At 63.7% G+C, this 17,352-nt stretch carries 8 protein-coding genes; 2 read left to right on the plus strand and 6 right to left on the minus strand.

Annotated features, from left to right (window positions below):
* Positions 1-232 precede the first annotated feature (232 nt).
* The 6 genes from NMG80_RS15830 to hutI form a co-directional block, all read right to left on the minus strand.
* A complete protein-coding gene (locus tag NMG80_RS15830) occupies positions 233-8,791 on the minus strand; it encodes a glycoside hydrolase family 94 protein (protein WP_254018957.1) in 8,559 nt (2,852 codons plus the stop codon).
* Between the two features lie 247 nt (positions 8,792-9,038).
* Entirely contained in the window at positions 9,039-9,626 is a 588-nt protein-coding gene (locus tag NMG80_RS15835) for a HutD/Ves family protein (RefSeq protein ID WP_254018958.1), read from the minus strand.
* A gap of 8 nt (positions 9,627-9,634) precedes the next feature.
* Positions 9,635-11,305, minus strand: coding sequence for a urocanate hydratase (hutU, locus tag NMG80_RS15840; RefSeq protein WP_254018959.1), 1,671 nt, complete (start codon positions 11,303-11,305; stop codon positions 9,635-9,637).
* A gap of 40 nt (positions 11,306-11,345) precedes the next feature.
* Positions 11,346-12,164, minus strand: a complete 819-nt coding sequence (gene hutG, locus NMG80_RS15845) for an N-formylglutamate deformylase (protein ID WP_254018960.1) — start codon at positions 12,162-12,164, stop codon at positions 11,346-11,348.
* Positions 12,165-12,228: 64 nt separating this feature from the next.
* A complete protein-coding gene (hutH, locus tag NMG80_RS15850) occupies positions 12,229-13,764 on the minus strand; it encodes a histidine ammonia-lyase (RefSeq protein WP_254018961.1) in 1,536 nt (511 codons plus the stop codon).
* The gene (gene hutI, locus NMG80_RS15855; protein WP_254018962.1) at positions 13,761-14,996 is read right to left on the minus strand and encodes an imidazolonepropionase; all 1,236 of its coding nucleotides are present in this window, start codon (positions 14,994-14,996) and stop codon (positions 13,761-13,763) included. Before hutI ends, hutH begins: the two co-directional genes overlap by 4 nt.
* A 100-nt stretch (positions 14,997-15,096) precedes the next feature.
* Between hutI and NMG80_RS15860 the strand changes: the two genes are divergently transcribed.
* Together NMG80_RS15860 and hutC are read left to right on the plus strand one after the other, a co-directional pair.
* Positions 15,097-16,449, plus strand: coding sequence for a formimidoylglutamate deiminase (locus tag NMG80_RS15860; RefSeq protein ID WP_254018963.1), 1,353 nt, complete (start codon positions 15,097-15,099; stop codon positions 16,447-16,449).
* Entirely contained in the window at positions 16,446-17,192 is a 747-nt protein-coding gene (gene hutC, locus NMG80_RS15865; RefSeq protein WP_254018964.1) for a histidine utilization transcriptional repressor HutC, read from the plus strand. Before NMG80_RS15860 ends, hutC begins: the two co-directional genes overlap by 4 nt.
* The last annotated feature ends 160 nt before the right edge of the window (positions 17,193-17,352 follow it).

Genomic DNA, 17,352 nt, shown 5'->3' on the forward strand with positions numbered 1-17,352 from the left:
CGAAATCTGTCGTGATCACCTAACGGTTTGAGAAGAAAGGTAAAATGTCAGCCTTGCGGCAAAATCGTGGCAGGTAGGAAGCACTGCCGAAATTTTAATCAGCAACTGGCCATGTACGAATCCCAAAAACCTGCATCGGCTTTTGGGAAATCTCAAGCGCAATAGCATTGCTAGAGCAACTCTAAATAACGCATATCCTCAAGATGTACAAAGACGCTCAAAATCCTTGAAGCTACGCCGGTATCCTGACGACCAGATCGGCCTTGTCGCCGGCTTTCGGTTCGAAAGACGAAGCCTTCGTCTTTTTACCATTTACCTCGAGCGAGACGGCTTTGGCCTTCTTGTCGCGGACAACCTGAACTCTGAGCTCGGCCCCCAGCACCTTGAGCGTTGCCGCATAGCCATCCCAATGGCTGGGCAGTTTCGGCCTGAACTGGATGCGCTCGCCCCTGCGCTCGATGCCGAGGATGCCTTCGACAGCCGCGCGATAAAGCCAGCCGGCCGAGCCGGTATACCAGGTCCAGCCGCCGCGGCCGCCCTTGCCTTGCCCGGCATAGACGTCTGCCGCGACGACATAAGGCTCGACGCGATAGTGCTCGGCAGCGGCCTCGTCGAGCGCATGGTTGACCGGGTTGAGCATCGAGAAACAGCGGTAGGCGTCGTCGACACGCCCCATTTCGGCGAGCGCAATGACGAACCATGTCGCCGCGTGGGTGTACTGGCCGCCGTTTTCACGGACACCCGGCGGGTAGCTCTTGATGTAGCCTGGGTTCTGTTCCGTCCTGGAAAAGGGCGGGGTGAAAAGCTTGACGATGTTGAGCTCGTCGTCGACGAGCATTTTCATCGCCTGCTGCATCGCTGTCGTCGATCGCGCCGGATCGCCCTCGCCCGACAGCACGCTCCACGACTGGGCAATCGAGTCGATCTTGCACTCCTGCGAGCTGCGCGACCCCAGCGGCGTGCCGTCGTCGAAGCTGCCGCGACGATACCATTCACCGTCCCAGGCCGTGCTTTCCAGCGCCCGCTTCAGCACGTCGGCGTGTTTTGTCCAGGCTTGCGCACGCTTGGCGTCGCCTTCCGCCTTGGCGACAGCTGCAAAGTCGCCCAGCGTCTTCAGCAGGAACCAACCCAGCCAGACGCTCTCGCCCTTACCGTGCTCGCCGACACGGTTCATGCCGTCGTTCCAGTCACCGCCGAGGATCAGCGGCAGTCCGGCGGGGCTGCTGCGCTTGATGGCAAGGTCAAGTGCGCGCGCGCAATGATCGTAGAGTGAAGCGGTCTTCTTCGATATTTCCGGGGTGAAAAAGGCGTCGTGCTCGCCTTCTTCCAGCGGCGGCCCTTCGATGAAGGGCAGTTGTTCCCTGAGGATCGCGGTATCGCCGGTCACCAGCAAGTAGTGTGCCGTGGCATGGGCGAGCCAGACCACGTCGTCGGAAATCATGGTGCGGACGCCTGCCTCGGTTCGCGGCAGCCACCAATGCTGCACGTCGCCTTCGGGGAATTGCCGCCGCGCCGCGTTGAGGATCTGGTCGCGCGCCAATTTCGGATCATGGAGAAGCAGGGCCAGCGTGTCCTGCAACTGATCGCGGAAGCCAAAGGCGCCGCTCGCCTGGTAGAACGCCGAGCGGGCTCGGATGCGGCAGGCAAGGCTCTGATAGGGCAGCCAGTGGTTGACCATCGCGTTGAGCGCCCTGTCCGGCGTCTCGACCTGGATGGTGTCGAGAAACCCTCGCCAGGCGCGTTCATTGTCAGTCAGCCGCTGATCGAAATCCTTGCTGCAATGATGCTGTACCAGCGCGCTGGCTTCCTCGGCAGACGCTGCATCGCCGAGCAGCCAGAGCAACGTCACGTCGCCGCCGGCGGGGATGTCGACGTCGCGTGCAACTGCAGCACAAGGATCGTCGCCCGCCTCGACGCGGCCCGACAGGCTTGCGCCGCTAAGCACGGCTTGCGGGAGTTCGCTGGTGCCGTTTCGGCCGATGAACTCGCCGCGATCGGCCGTCACGGAGTGTGCCGCCCCGTCGGCGGCCAGGAAGGCGACCCGCTCGCTGAAATCGAGCCCGTAGGGATTTTGCGCCAGCAACGCGCCCGTCGCGACATCCCTCGAGGGAACGATGGTCGCCGCCGTGCGCGAACGATGGCTGCCAAGAACCCATTCCGCATAGGCATAGACGCGCAGGCGCGCCGGCGCCGAACCGGAATTCTGGATGCGCAACCGGGAGATTTTCACCGGATCGACGGAATCCACCACATGGGTAAGGTCCATCGACAGCGGCCCGCGCTTCGAACGGAAGGTCGAAAACCCCTGCCCGTGCCATGTTTCGTAGGTCATGGCGGGATCGCGCACGACGGCGGCCAGCGGCGAGAACGCCCGGCCGCTGGCCTGATCGTAGATATAGATGCCCTCGCCTGGCCGGTTGGTGACCGGGTCGTTCGTCCACGGCGTCAGTTGATAGTCGCGGCTGTTTCGGCTCCAGGTGAAGGCAGTGCCTTCAGCCGAAACGTGGAAACCGAACGAGGCGTTGGAAACGACGTTGATCCAGGGCTGCGGCGTCGTGCGCCGGCCAGCAAGGCGCACGACATAGTGACGTCCGTCACCCTCGAAGCCGCCAAAGCCGTTCCACTGGTTGAGCCCGCTGCCGTCGGCACGGCCTTCCAACGAGGCTTGGGCCCACGTATGTGGCGCCGGCGGAGACGGTTCACGAAGCGCTGCTGCACCCGCCGGCTGCAAGGCGTCCCGCGCTTGCAGCGCAGCGGCCTCGGCGCGCTCGATCTGATCGAAGATGGTGCCGTTGCGCGTGTGCAGAACGACGCGAGCGACGGCCAGCAGCGTCTTGTAGGTCGCCTCGTCCATGAGGTCGCGGCGTACCGCGAAGATGTGCTGGCGTGGTCCTAGCTCCTTGCCGCGCAGGCGGCTGTTTTCGCACAGCGTCTCAACCGCCCGTTGCAGGTCCTGCACGTAGGACGAAGCCTGCTCGTTCACGACGACAAAGTCGATCATCATGCCGCGGGCGCGCATGTATTCCTGGAAGCGGAGCGCCTGGGCAACTATTTCGAGATCGGCGACATCGCCGATCCTGACCAGGAAAATCGGAAAGTCGCCGGATATGCTGGTCGGCCATAGGCCCGATTGCCTACCGAGCCCAGAAGCGATCGATTCGGCCGGAAGCCGCAGGAACGGATCCGGATAGATCAAATAGCGCGCCAGATTCTGCACATTGGCGGCATCGGCAAGGCTGAGACCGAGATGCCGGGTCTGCACCTGCGAGCGGGTCCAGGCGAGCATCGCCTGGCGCGCGAAGGCTTCCGGATGATCAAGCCGCGCAATGGCTTCTTCGAGTTCGGCACGATTGGCGCCGACGGCAGTCCAGAAGGTCAGCGATATCTTCTTGTTGGCCGGCACGCGCACCTGTCGGCGAAGTGCTGCGACCGGGTCCAGCGTGAAGCCGGAATGGCCGCCAAGCTTGGCGCCGGGATCGAAGGCGGCGGCCTCGGTAATGGTGCGGCCGCGGCCTATGAAGGCGCGCCGGTCGGTTTCGGCCTCGGCGTCGCGCGTCGACCCAGACGGGTCGGTGACGAAATGCACCATAGCGACATCAGGCTCGTCCGTTTCCCGCTTACGTCTCGTGGCGAAGATCGCTGCGTTATTCGCAGCGATTTCGGTTTCGACGAACATTTTCGAGAACGCCGGATGCGCGTTGTCGGATGCTTCGGAGCCCAGCACCAGTTCAGCGAACGAGGTCACTTCGATATGCCGGTCGACCGGGCCGTCATTGTAGAGGGTCACCCGCCGGCCTTCGCCATTTCCTTCCGAAATGACGATGCATTCGACCTCCGAACGCAGTGATCCCACCGACTTGACGAAGCTCGCCTTGTCGTCGGAGAACAGCGTCCGCACCTCTTCGTGGGTGGCACGCTTCGGCTCGGCGGTGGCCGACCACCAGTCGCCGGTGCCGGAGTCGCGCAGGAATATGTAGGAGCCAAGCCGATCCTCGGTTGGATCCGGCTGCCAGCGCGTGACGGCAAGCTCGCCCCAGCGACTATAGCCGGAGCCGGTCGCGGTAACCATGACCGAGTAGCGGCCATTGGACATGACGCTGGTCGAACGCAGCGCCTTGAGCGGGTTGAGCACGATGCGCGTATCGGGGCTCTCGGCTTCCGTTTCGTCCTTCGACCGTTCGTCGGCCTCGGTCCTGACGGTGGCGGTCGGGATGTCGCGCGGCGCTCTTTCCTGCAGCAGCAACTCGGCCGACTCGATCACCGGATCGCTGTGGAAGCGGTCGCGCAGGCGTCCTTCAAAGATGGCGTCGGCGACGGCGGCGATCGACATGCCGGAATGGTGGGCCATATAGTTCAGCACGACGACATGGTCGGTGCCCTCTGGCACGCGCTGCGGCGTGAAATCGACCGCATCGTAGAAGCCGTGCCGGCCAAGGGCGCCGAGCCGCCTCAGCCTGGCCAGGTTCTGCACCGATTCACGCGGGGTGAACTGCGCCGCCAGCACGGTCGCGTAAGGCGCAATCACCGTGTTCTGGCCAAGACCTCGCTTCAGGCCCAGCCCAGGCACGCCGAAATTGGTGTACTGGTAGGTCAGTTCGCGATCGCGGGCGTTGTAGGCCGCTTCCGAAATGCCCCAGGGCACGTTCTTCGAGCGGCCGTACTGGATCTGGCGCTTGATGATGAGCTTGCTGGTCTGGTTGAGGATGCTGCCTTGCGGCTCCTTCATCACCAGCGGCGGCATCAAATACTCGAACATCGAGCCGGACCAGGACATCAGCGCGCCCTTGAACCCGATCTCGACGATCGGCCGGCCGAGGTGGAACCAGTGCTCCGTCGGCAGATCGCCCTTGGCTATGGCGAACAGGCTGGTCAGCCGCGCCTCGGAAGCCAGGAGGTCGTAGCAGCTTTCGTCGAGCTGATGCTCCTCGACCCGGTAGCCGATCGACAGAAGCTTGCGTTCCTTGCGCATGAGGAAGGAGAAATCCATCTCGAAGGCAAAGCGGCGCGTGCGCTCGCGCAACGAAAGAAGCTTGGCCCGCAGCGCCTCGACGGCATTGTCGTCGCTATGCGCGTCATGGACATGCGCTTCGCAGGTGGCTTCCAGTCTAGCCGCCCAGTCGGCGATGGTGTCGCTCTGCGTCGAGGCGGCCTCAGTATGGATAGCGATGGCGAGCTTGCGGATCTCGCCAGCCAGAACGGCCAGGTTGATGGTGCGGATCGACGCCATCTCGGGCTGTGCCTTGATCGATTCGACAGCGCGTCGCATGCCGTCGAGGCGATCGGCAAGTCGCTGGCGCAACGGCCGCAACTGGCGGCGGTCGTCAGGCAACTCCGCCAGGCTTTCGTCGAGGATCGTCACCGTATCGAGGATACCCTCAAAGTCGCCCTGAAGGTGGACTGCAGGCGCTTCCGCCCATTCGGCACAGGCTGCCGCTACTGCCACCAGATGGCCGGCGAGATTGCCGCTATCGACGGCGGAAATGTACAGCGGATAGAGCGGCTTCAGTGTCGTCGTGTCATACCAGTTGAAGAGATGGCCGCGCTCACGCGGCATGCTCTCGATAGTCGACATCGTCGCGTCAATGCGGGTGGTGGCGTCGGATAGGCTGATCCAGCCGAAATCGCGCGCCGAAACCACTGACAGGAGATAGACGCCGATATTGGTCGGCGAGGTGCGGGGCGCCACGACAGGCGCCGGACTTTCCTGGAAATTGTCAGGCGGCAGATTGTGATGCTCGGCCGTCACGAAGGTCTCGAAATAATGCCATGTGCGCCGCGCAACCGTGCGCAGCACATGGATGTCGGCCGCCGATATGCGCAAACGGTCCTCGGTTTCGGCCGAGCGGCTTATAAAGAAGGCGAAGGCCGGCGAGCCGATCCAGAACAGCGCGAAGAAGAAGGCGACGAAAGCTCCGGTGGAATCGGCCACAACAGGGATGGCGAGGCCGACGACGCCGACAATCACCGCGCCGTACATCATGCCGTAATAGGAGCCGAGATCGTTGTCGCCGTTCTTGTGAGCCTGCGAGGCAGTGCGCCATTCGAGCAGGTCCTTCCGGCTGACGAACAGGCGGTAGAGCGTGCGAATAATGGCATCGCCCATCATCCAGGCCAGATGCGCCATCAGCACGATCTTCAGAGCCACCAGGGCGGTGCCGAAGACGACGTCGCGCGCCAGCGCCGAGAAATGACCGCGCGGCGTCTGGTCGCCGCTTTTCGGCAGGATGGCGTGGACGATGTCGAACGTCGGCGCCATGAAAAGTGTGAGGATCAGCAGCGCCTGCCATTGAGCGGCCTGGGTGAAGGGCAGCAGCGTCCAGCCGGCGATCGCGGCCATCACCCAGAAGATCGGCGTCAGCGACCGGCGCAGATTGTCGACCATCTTCCAGCGCGACAGCGCCGGCACACCGGAGCGCGGATTGAGAATGAAGCCCAGAAGCTGCCAGTCGCCGCGCGCCCAGCGATGGTGGCGCGACGCGTCAACCGAATAGCGGGTCGGATAGTCCTCGACCAGTTCGACGTCGGTGACCAGTGCCGCGCGCGCCAAGGCGCCTTCGAGCAGATCGTGACTAAGCACGGTGTTTTCTTCGATGCGGCCCTTCAGCGCCGCCTCGAAGGCGTCGACATGATAGAGCCCCTTGCCGGTGAAGGAGCCGTCGCCGAAGACGTCCTGGTAGATGTCCGAGACGGCAAAGACGTAGGGATCGAGGCCGCGATTGGCAGAAAAGACCCGCTGGAAGAAGGATGCGTCGTCGCCGCTGGTCAGCGAAGCGGTGATGCGCGGCTGCAGGATGGTGTAGCCGGCGCTGACGACGCGCTTTGCCGCATCGTAATGCGGGCGGTTGAGCGGATGGCAAAGCTTGCCAGCCAAACTAGCGACGGCATCGCGGGTGGTGCGCGTGTCGGCATCCAGCGTCATCACATGGATGACGTTTTCCGGCAACGGCACGTCCAGCGGCAGAAAGGTGGTGTCGCTGTCACCACGCAGCAGAAGATTCAGTTCGTGCAGCTTGCCGCGCTTCCGTTCCCAGCCCATCCAGGCGCCCTGGGATTCATTGTAGAGTCGCCGGCGGTGCAGGACGTAGAAACGCGGCGCGCCTTCGCTGGGATAGCGGGCGTTCAGCCGCGCGATCTCGTCTCGAGCATATTGCAGGATCTCGATATCCGCCGCATCGATTTCGGTTTTGCTGTCTGGCCAGTCCGAAAGCAGGGCGAAATGGATTTCGTCCGCCGTGTTGGCCAGGTGGTGCACTTCGATGTTGCGGATGTTCTCCTCGACGTCGTCGCGCGAGCCGATCAGCGACGGCACCACCACCAGCGTGCGCGCCTCGGGCGGCATGCCGCGTCTGTAGTCGTAGCCGACGAGGCGCGTAGGCTTCAGGAACAACGATACGACGGTGTTAAAGAAGGCAAGCGCGCCTTCGCTGGCCGGCACGGCAAACAGCGCCAGCATCAGGACGATCGACGGTATGGACAGGCCGAGATTGGCAAGGGCGTTGCCGGAGAGGACAAGAAGCAGGGCCGTCAGTGCGAACACCGGCACGACAATGCCCAGCCATCCGGTCTTGCGGAACGTCCGTTTGATCGTGACGCTGACGGTCGGCCGATAGCCGATCGCCTTTTCCAGTTCCAGCCGGCGCGGGCCGACCAGAAAGAACCCGACGTCGGTGTGAGCGGTCGGACTGGTAACGGTGGTATCGGCGACAGCGGCATGGCCGGCGAGTTCGATCGCCTTTTCAGCAACGCGGAATTCGGAACGATCGGAGCGGCGCGCCATTTCCTCGATCGCGGTCCGGTACTGGTCGCGCGAGAAGAAATCGAGCGCGGCGAAATCGGTGCGCTCGCGCAGCAAGGTGTCGATGCGGCTGACATCTTCGAACCAAACCGTCCAGTCGATATCGTTGATGAGCCTGAGGCCGCGGATGATGTTGCCGGTGGTTACGTTGCCGCTGGACAACGTGCGATGCTCGCTGATGATGATTTCCTCGGCATCGGAGCCGGACTTTTCAAGCTCGCCCTCCAGCCATTCCAGCGCCCTGCCGGCATTTTGCGACCCGTCGCGCAGGCGGTAGAGCAATTGGGTGGCAAAGGTGGTGTCTTGTGCATGGGCGACGTAGTTCGACAGGATCGCCTGACGGTCGGCGCTGTCGTCGATCGCCAGCACGCCGTCGGCAACCTCGTTGGCAATCTGACGCATCTGCCGGGTACGATTGACCCGCACCGCGATGCGGCGAAGATTTTCGATCAGAACGAAGCGCAGCAGCGACGGCAGCGCCCAGAGCTCGCCGATCTTCAGCGGCTCGACGGACTGAAAGCCTTCGACGATCGCCTTGAACATGGCCGCCGAGACGGAGCTGTCCGAATGCGCGACATAGGTCCAGGCCAGCGCCAGCGCGCGCGGCACACGAGCGCCGTCGCGCAGCTTCAGGGTCGGCAACTGCCGATAGAAACGGGGCGGCAGGTCGCGCTTGACCTGGAAGATGGTTTCCTCGACCAGATAGTTGTTGTCGAGCAGCCATTGCGCCGCCGGCGTAATCGTCTCGCCTCTAGCCTGCGCGGCATTGGTCGAGCGGTAGACTTCGAGGATCTTCCTAGCGCTGTCGCGGACGCGTGGCTGGAAATCGAACGGCTCCAGGCCGAACAGATCCCTGACGTCGCCCTTGGCGAGGCTTGTACCCAGCGTGCGCAGGCGCTCTTCCGGCAGGAAATTGGAGCGTATCGGCTCTTCCGTGATGGCCGGAAAGCTCGCACTCGTCTTTTCCATTTGGGTGGGGTCTGTCTGGATATTCATTGAAAATTCCGCATGGGGGCCGCCTTAGCGGCGTCACCGCCACAGCAATGTCCCTAAAACCGATCGAAATGGAATTGGTTGCATCGAAACAAGGGCCGAAAGTTTATTTTCGCACCAAGATTTACAGACGAACCACCTCTCACTCCCGCCGGGACTTGATCCACGGAAGGATTCGGGCTTTTTCGTGATCTGGGCTTGAGCTTACGGCATATTTCGCCGGTGTTGTGATCATGTTTCGAAACAGGCGTTAATCGTTTGCTGCAACGCGATCGATGCGGATCACGAACAGCGTCGCCGGTCGCACAGGCTCAACGCGCCGTTTCAGGGCGTCCGGTCCGAGCAACAGCGTGTCGCGCGGTCCGATGCGGACAGGCGCCGCGCCGGCCACCGTGATCTCGCCGTCAAAACACAGGATGAGGGTCGCATCAGCGGCCGACTGGATGTCCGTCGGGGCTGAAATCACCAAGCGATCGACGGCATGGGTCATCCGTCCACGCCGCGTCATGACGTTGAGATCGGTGATCGGACCGGCGATCAGTGCCGCTTGCGTCGGCACATCGGCCGGAAAGGAAAGCGGGGCGGAAGCCTTGGTCAGCGTAGCCGCCGGGCGGCCGGCGATATCAAGGATAATCCCCTCGCCTTTCAGCACGGCCAAGCTTCGATCCACTCCGGCAAACTCGGAGAATGGTCCACCGCTTGCGACGTGCGCCATGGAGACGCGCCAGTCGAAATCGTCGAGCGCGGCACCTGTGGGCGAGACGGCGATTTCCGTCGTCACCCCGCCGCCGTTCTTCCACGGCATGGACCGGTACTCGGCTGCCCGCAGAATGCGCAAGTCGCGGTTCAGCCGAGGATGCCTGGCAGGATGAGCTGGTGCTCCCTGGCGCAGTCGATGGCGAGGTCATAGCCAGCATCGGCGTGGCGCATGACGCCAGTCGCAGGGTCGTTCCACAGCACCCGCTCCAGGCGTTTGGCGGCTTGGGACGTGCCGTCGGCGACGATGACCATACCGGCATGTTGCGAAAAGCCCATGCCGACGCCACCGCCATGATGCAGCGATACCCAGGTTGCGCCGGACGCGGTGTTGAGCAGCGCATTGAGCAGTGGCCAGTCGGACACGGCGTCGGAGCCGTCCTTCATCGATTCCGTCTCTCGGTTCGGTGAGGCAACCGAGCCTGAATCGAGATGATCGCGGCCGATGACCACCGGCGCCTTGAGCTCGCCTTTCGCCACCATCTCGTTGAAGGCGAGGCCGAGTCGGTGACGGTCGCCGAGACCGACCCAGCAGATGCGCGCCGGCAGACCCTGGAACGCGATGCGCTCACGCGCCATGTCGAGCCAGTTGTGCAGGTGGGTGTTGCCGGGCGTCAGTTCGCGCACCTTGGCGTCGGTCTTATAGATGTCCTCGGGATCGCCGGAGAGGGCTGCCCAGCGAAACGGACCGATCCCGCGACAAAACAGTGGCCGGATATAGGCCGGCACGAAACCCGGGAAGGCAAAGGCGTTGTCGAATCCTTCCTCCTTCGCCACCTGGCGGATGTTATTGCCATAGTCGAGCGTTGGCACGCCGGCGTTCCAGAACGCCACCATCGCCTCGACATGTTCGCGCATCGACGCGCGCGCCGCCTTTTCGACCGCCTTTGGGTCGCTGGCGCGCTTCTCCCGCCATTCGGCGAGCGACCAGCCCTTGGGCAGATAGCCGTTGATCGGATCATGCGCCGACGTCTGGTCGGTGACCAGGTCGGGGCGCACGCCACGCCGCACCAGTTCCGGCACGATGTCTGCGGTGTTGCCGACCAGGCCGACCGATTTCGCCTCGCCGGCCCTGGTCCAGCGCTTGATCTTTTCCAGCGCCTCGTCGAGCGTGTCGGCGCGTTCATCGACATAGCGGGTGCGCAGCCTGAAATCGATGCGGTCGGGATCGCATTCGATCGCCAGGCAGCAGGCGCCGGCCATGACCGCGGCCAGCGGCTGGGCGCCGCCCATGCCGCCGAGGCCGCCGGTCAGAATCCATTTGCCCCTGAGGTTGCCGCCGTAATGCTGGCGGCCGGCCTCAACGAAGGTCTCGTAGGTGCCCTGCACGATGCCTTGGGTGCCGATGTAGATCCACGAGCCGGCCGTCATCTGGCCGTACATCATCAGGCCCTTCTTATCGAGTTCGTTGAATTTCTCCCATGTCGCCCAGTGCGGCACGAGGTTGGAATTGGCGATCAGCACGCGCGGCGCATCGGTGTGAGTCCGAAACACGCCGACAGGCTTGCCGGACTGCACCAGCAGCGTCTCGTCGTCTTCAAGTGTCTTCAGAGAGGCGACGATGCGATCAAAGTCGTTCCAGGTGCGCGCCGCCCGGCCGATGCCGCCATAGACGACCAGTTCGTTGGGGTTTTCGGCGACGTCGGGATCGAGATTGTTCATCAGCATGCGCAACGGCGCTTCAGTCAGCCATGTGCGGGCGTTGAGTTCGCTGCCGCGCGGGCTGCGGACTTCCCGGATGTTGTGGCGAGGATCGGTCATGGCGTCACTTTTCCTTTCGAATGAGCTGCGTGGCGAAGCGTCAGCGCCCGGCCCAGGCAATCGCTTTTTCCAGGATCCGCTTCAGCGTGACGCGGATCGGCGCGGCGAATGCAGGGTCGTAAGGCACCGGCCAATTGTCCGGCGCACCCTTGCTTTCGGGCTCGCGCATATAGCCGCGGTTGGACAGTTCCATCTGCAGCGCATGGATGCCGTTTTGCGGCTGGCCGAAATGGCGCGTGATCCAGCCGCCCTTGAAGCGGCCGTTGACGACAAAACTCTCGCCGGTTTCGGCGAGGACCTGGCCGACCGTTGCCTGCAAGCCAGGATCGGCGCTTTTGCCGTCATTGGTGCCGAGGTTGAACACCGGCAGCGTGCCTTCGAACAGCCGCGGCAGCACCGAGCGGATCGAATGGCAGTCATAGAGGACGATCTTCGGGTGCAAGGCGCGCAGCCTGTCGACCTCGGCCTGCAAGGCGGCATGATAGGGCACAAAGTATTTTTCGCGGCGTTCATCGACCTCTGACGGTCCAGGCTCCTCACTCTCGCGATAGAGCGGATCGCCATCGAAGGTTTCGGTCGGGCACAGGCCCGTCGTCGCCTGGCCGGGATACAGCGAGGCGCCGGACGGGTCACGATTGACGTCGATGACGGTGCGCGAGATCGCGGTATGCACCACCGTTGCGCCGAGCTCTTCGGCAAAGTCATACAGCTTGTCGATCCACCAGTCGGCGTCGCGGCGGCCGAGCCAAGCCGACACCAGCCGGTTCTCAAGGCCGGCGAGATCGATGCCGGTGTGCGGGATCGAGACCAGCAGGGGTGCCTTGCCGCGGGTCACTGTGAGCCAGGAGGGTATAGTCATGAGAAATCCTCCCGCGGTGGCGTTCTACGGCGCGAAGGAACGCGGCCTGTCGTGGCGCGCATCCTCACGATGCAATTCCCGGCAGTGCCACCGCGCCCGCTGCCTTCACGGCAGCGCCGCTGCGCACCATGGCGATGGCCTTTTCCATGTCGGGGTGGAAATGCCGGTCATTGTCGAGATGCGGCACTTCGGCCCTGACCAGCCTGCGCACCGCTTCGAGCGGCGCACTCGATGCCAGCGGCGCATTGAAATCGCAGCCTTGCGCAGCGGCCAGCAATTCGATGCCGATGACGGCCGTCGCATTCTCGATCATGCCGATCAGCCGGCGCGCGCCATGCGCCGCCATCGAGACGTGGTCTTCCTGATTGGCCGAGGTCGGGATCGAATCGACGCTGGCCGGATAGGCCTTTTGCTTGTTTTCCGAGACGAGTGCTGCCGCCGTCACTTGCGGGATCATGAAGCCGGAATTCAAGCCTGGCTTCGGCGTCAGGAAGGCCGGCATGCCCGACAGCGCCGGATCGACCAGCATGGCGATGCGCCGTTCCGACAGCGAGCCGATCTCGCAGACGGCGAGCGCGATCATGTCGGCGGCGAAGGCGACCGGCTCGGCATGGAAATTGCCGCCGGAAAGTGCTGTGTCGTCCTCGGCGAAGATCAGTGGATTGTCGGTGACGCCGTTGGCCTCGGTGCCCAACGTGTCGGCGGCCTGGCGCAGCACGCTGAGCGCCGCACCCATCACCTGCGGCTGGCAGCGCAAGCAGTACGGGTCCTGCACGCGCTCGTCGCCGACCCGGTGCGATTCACGGATGGCGCTGCCGGCCATCAGGTTGCGCAGCGCCTCCGCCGTCTCGATCTGGCCAGGATGCCTCCTGAGCAGATGAATGCGCGGATCGAAGGGGGCGTCGGAGCCCTTGGCGGCATCGGTCGAAAGCGCACCGGCGACGAGCGCCGACTGGTAGAGCACTTCGGCGTCGAACAAGGCGGTCAACGCATAGGCAGTCGAAAACTGTGTGCCGTTGAGCAGCGCCAACCCTTCCTTGGCGCCAAGCGTGACCGGCTCCAGCCCGTGCGAGACAAAGGCGACCTTGGCCGGGAACCGGCCATGCGGGGTAGAACATTCGCCGACGCCGATCATCACCGCCGTCATGTGCGACAGTGGCGCAAGGTCGCCGGATGCGCCGACCGAGCCTTGCGCCGGCACCACCGGAATGACGTCGTTGGCGAGCATCGCTTCGAGCAGCTCAATGGTCTGCGGCCGCACGCCGGAGGCGCCCTGCGCCAAGCTGGCCAGCTTCAGCGCCATCATGAGCCGGCAAACAGCGACCGGCATCGGTTCGCCGACTCCGGCGGCATGCGACAGAACGATGTTGCGTTGAAGTGTCTCTAGATCGGCGGCGGGGATACGGACGCTGGCCAATTTGCCGAAACCGGTGTTGATGCCATAGACTGGCTCACCCTTGGCGACGATGCGCGCAACGGCCTCGGCGCTGGCCTTGATCCTTGGCCAGCAGGCCGCGTCCAGCTTCGGCATCGCGCCACGATAGATTTCGCGCCAGTCGGCCAGCGTCGTTTTGCCCGGCTTGAGTTTGAGTTCACTCATTGTCCCCTCCAGATGCGGGCATGCAGCGGGTTGAAGCCCATGCGGTAGACGAGTTCGGCCGGGCGCTCGATGTCCCAGATCGCCAGGTCGGCTGATTTTCCAGCCTCCAGCGTGCCGGTTTTTCCGAGCCGTCCGAGCGCTCGGGCGGCCTCGCGGGTAACACCGGCAAGGCATTCGTCAACAGTCAGACCGAACAAAGTCGCCGCCATGTTCATGGTCAGCAGCAGCGAGGTCAGCGGCGACGTGCCGGGATTGCAGTCGGTGGCGACCGCCATTTTGACGCCATGCTGGCGAAACAGGCCGATCGGCGGCTTCTTGGTCTCACGGATGAAATAGTAGGCGCCGGGCAGGATCGTCGCCACGGTTCCGGCCCTCGCCATCGCCGCCGCACCCGTCTCGTCAGTGTATTCGAGATGGTCGGCCGACAGGGCGCCATAGCGCGCCGCAAGTTCTGCGCCGTGCAGATTGGACAATTGGTCAGCGTGGAGTTTTACCGGCAGGCCTGCTGCTTTCGCCGCGTCGAACACGCGAGAAATCTGCTCGGGCGAAAAGGCGATGCCTTCGCAAAAACCATCGACCGCGTCGGCCAGGCCCTCGGCGGTGACGGCCGGCAAAATCTCGTTTGCGACCAAATTGATAAAAGCGTCCTTGTCGCCTTTCGCTTCGGGCGGCAGGGCATGCGCGCCGAGGAAGCTCGTTGTTACCGTTACTGGACGGTTTTCGCCCAGGAGCCGCGCGGCGCGCAGCGATTTCTTCTCGTTTTCGAGATCGAGCCCGTAGCCCGACTTGACCTCGATCGTGGTGACGCCTTCAGCGACCAGCGCGTCGAGGCGCGGCAGCGACTGCGCAACCAATTCCTGTTGGCTGGCAGCGCGCAGCGCCTTGACCGACGAGACAATGCCGCCGCCGGCCTTGGTGACCTCTTCATAGGTGGCGCCGGCCAGCCGCATCTCGAATTCGTTGGCGCGATTGCCGGCATGGACCAGATGAGTATGGCAGTCGATCAGGCCGGGTGTGATCCAGCGGCCTTCGCAATCGACAATTTCGGCGTTCTGGCTGAAGGCTGCCGGCATGTCGCCTTCTGGGCCGGCATAGACGATCAGGCCATCGCGCGCGGCGATCGCGCCATTTTCGACGATGCCCAGTCCAGCGGCGCGTTCAACCATGGTCGCCAGACGCGCATTGCGCCAGAGGCGGATCTCCCCTGCCCGGCTTTTGCTCTCTCCAGCCATCATCTTTTCCGTTTCAATCAGCCGCGGTTATGTATATACATATTGAAACGGACTGCAAGTGGTATCATTGCGCGGGACACAGGCAATCGGAGACAAAAACGTGACGGCGATCTTTGCGGAACAGGCACTTCTGCCCGACGGCTGGCATATCAATACCAAGATCGTCACCAGTGATGGCCACATCGCTACGGTCGAGCCGAACACCGCATCCCAGCCCGGCGACGAACGCCATGCCATCCTGCTGCCAGGCATGCCGAACCTGCACAGCCACGCCTTCCAGCGCGGCATGGCCGGTCTGGCCGAGCTGCGCGGCCCTTCCGCCGACAGTTTCTGGAGCTGGCGCGAGGTGATGTATCGTTTCGCGCTGTCGATGACGCCGGACCAGGTCGAGGCGGTCGCTGCGCAGCTCTATGTCCAGATGCTGGAGGCTGGGTTCTCACGCGTCGGCGAGTTTCACTATCTGCATCACGACCGCGACGGCCAGCCCTACGCCAACATCGCCGAAATGGCCGAACGCATCACCGCCGCGGCTGCCGACACCGGCATTGGGCTGACGCTGCTGCCGGTCTTCTATGCGCATTCCTCTTTCGGCGGCGCTGCGCCGAACGAAGGCCAGCGGCGATTCATCAACGATGTGAATCGGTTCTCGCGGCTTGTTGAAAAATGCCGCGAAACCGTTAGCACCTTGAACCACGCTGTCGTCGGCATCGCTCCGCACAGTCTGCGCGCCGTGACACCGGAGGAATTGGAAACTATCGCGAAAATGGCACCTGGCGGACCGATCCACATCCATATCGCCGAGCAAGTGAAGGAGGTCGAGGACTGCCTTGCCTGGTCCGGGGCGCGGCCGGTCGAATGGCTGCTCGCCAATGCCAAGATCGATAGTCGCTGGTGCCTGATCCACGCCACCCACATGACCGAGACCGAGACCGCGGCCATGGCGAAAAGCGGAGCAATCGCCGGCCTCTGCCCGATCACCGAGGCCAATCTCGGCGACGGCACCTTTGCAGCACCTTTGTTCAAACAGCATGGCGGCCGCTTCGGCGTCGGCTCCGATTCCAACGTGCTGATCGGCCTGCCGGACGAACTGCGCCAGCTCGAATATTCGCAGCGCCTCGCCCACCGTGCCCGCAACCTGCTGGCGGTCGCCGGCGGTTCGACCGGACGCGCACTGTTCGAAGCCGCGCTCGACGGCGGCAGTACGGCGCTTGGCGCAGGCCCCTCGCGGATCGCCGCCGGCGCCCCAGCCGATTTCATCTCGCTCGATGGCAAGCACCCGTCGCTTGCCGGCAAGACGGGCGATGCAGTGCTCGACACCTGGATCTTCGCCAACGGTTCCAACATCGATTGTGTCTGGGTGCATGGTAAGAAACTGGTCAGCAGCGGCAGGCATGCAAGGCGCGATTCTATTGCCGAGCGTTTTCGCAAGGTGATGACGGCGTTTTCGGCATGAGCATGATCCAGACAATGGATGTGGACGTCGGCGAGCCTCTCTCGCTGCATCAACGCATCCTGTCCGACATCAGCGAACGGATCCTGTCCGGCGCCTGGGCGCCCGGCCACCGCATCCCGTTCGAGCACGAACTGACGGCCGAGTACAAATGTTCGCGCATGACGGTGAACAAGGCGCTGTCGCAGCTTGCCAAGGCCGGGCTGATAGAGCGCCGCCGCCGCTCTGGCAGCTTTGTCCGGCGGCCGCAGTCGCAAGCAGCGGTGTTGGAAATCCACGACATCAGGATCGAAGTCGAGGCGCTCGGCCTGCCCTATCACTACGAGCGTGTAGCGCGACATAAAAGGCGCAGCGGCGCCGAGGATCGCACCTTGCTGGAACTCGACTCCAACGGGCCGGTGCTGGCGCTGGAATGCCGGCATTTCGCCGGCAAGCGGCCGTTCGCCCACGAACAGCGGCTGATCAACCTGGCCGCTGTGGCCGAGGCCGCCAACGAGGAATTTTTCGCCGTCGCGCCTGGTCCGTGGCTGATCGCCCGCGTGCCATGGAGTGCCGCCGAGCACCGCATCCGCGCCGTCGCCGCCGACCGACACATTGCGGCTGCACTCGATATCGAGGCCGGCGCCGCCTGCCTGGTGGTCGAGCGACGGACATGGAGCGCCGAGCACCCGGTCACCCATGTCCGTTTCACCTATGCGGCCGAGAGCCACACGCTGGTGGCAAGGTTCACGCCGTCGCAGGGGTAACCCTCCCCCTCGAGGGAGGGTCGGCGAGGAATCGGAGCGAAGCGGAGATTGCGAGACGGGGTGGGATCGGCGAGGTTGCACCGACCCCACCCCGCTTCGCAATATGCCGCTCCTGCGGCATTTGCTCCGTGACCCTCCCCTTGAGGGCAGGGCTATCGCA

The organism is Mesorhizobium escarrei, from assembly GCF_935825525.1.
Classification (GTDB): Bacteria; Pseudomonadota; Alphaproteobacteria; order Rhizobiales; family Rhizobiaceae; genus Mesorhizobium; species Mesorhizobium escarrei.

Excerpts from the sequence above, each read along its gene's own strand:
- NMG80_RS15830 (WP_254018957.1), bottom strand. The coding sequence starts at position 8,791 with ATGAATATCCAGACAGACCCCACCCAAATGGAAAAGACGAGTGCGAGC.
- hutU (WP_254018959.1), bottom strand. The coding sequence starts at position 11,305 with ATGACCGATCCTCGCCACAACATCCGGGAAGTCCGCAGCCCGCGCGGC.
- hutG (WP_254018960.1), bottom strand. The coding sequence starts at position 12,164 with ATGACTATACCCTCCTGGCTCACAGTGACCCGCGGCAAGGCACCCCTG.
- hutH (WP_254018961.1), bottom strand. The coding sequence starts at position 13,764 with ATGAGTGAACTCAAACTCAAGCCGGGCAAAACGACGCTGGCCGACTGG.
- hutI (WP_254018962.1), bottom strand. The coding sequence starts at position 14,996 with ATGGCTGGAGAGAGCAAAAGCCGGGCAGGGGAGATCCGCCTCTGGCGC.
- hutC (WP_254018964.1), top strand. The coding sequence starts at position 16,446 with ATGAGCATGATCCAGACAATGGATGTGGACGTCGGCGAGCCTCTCTCG.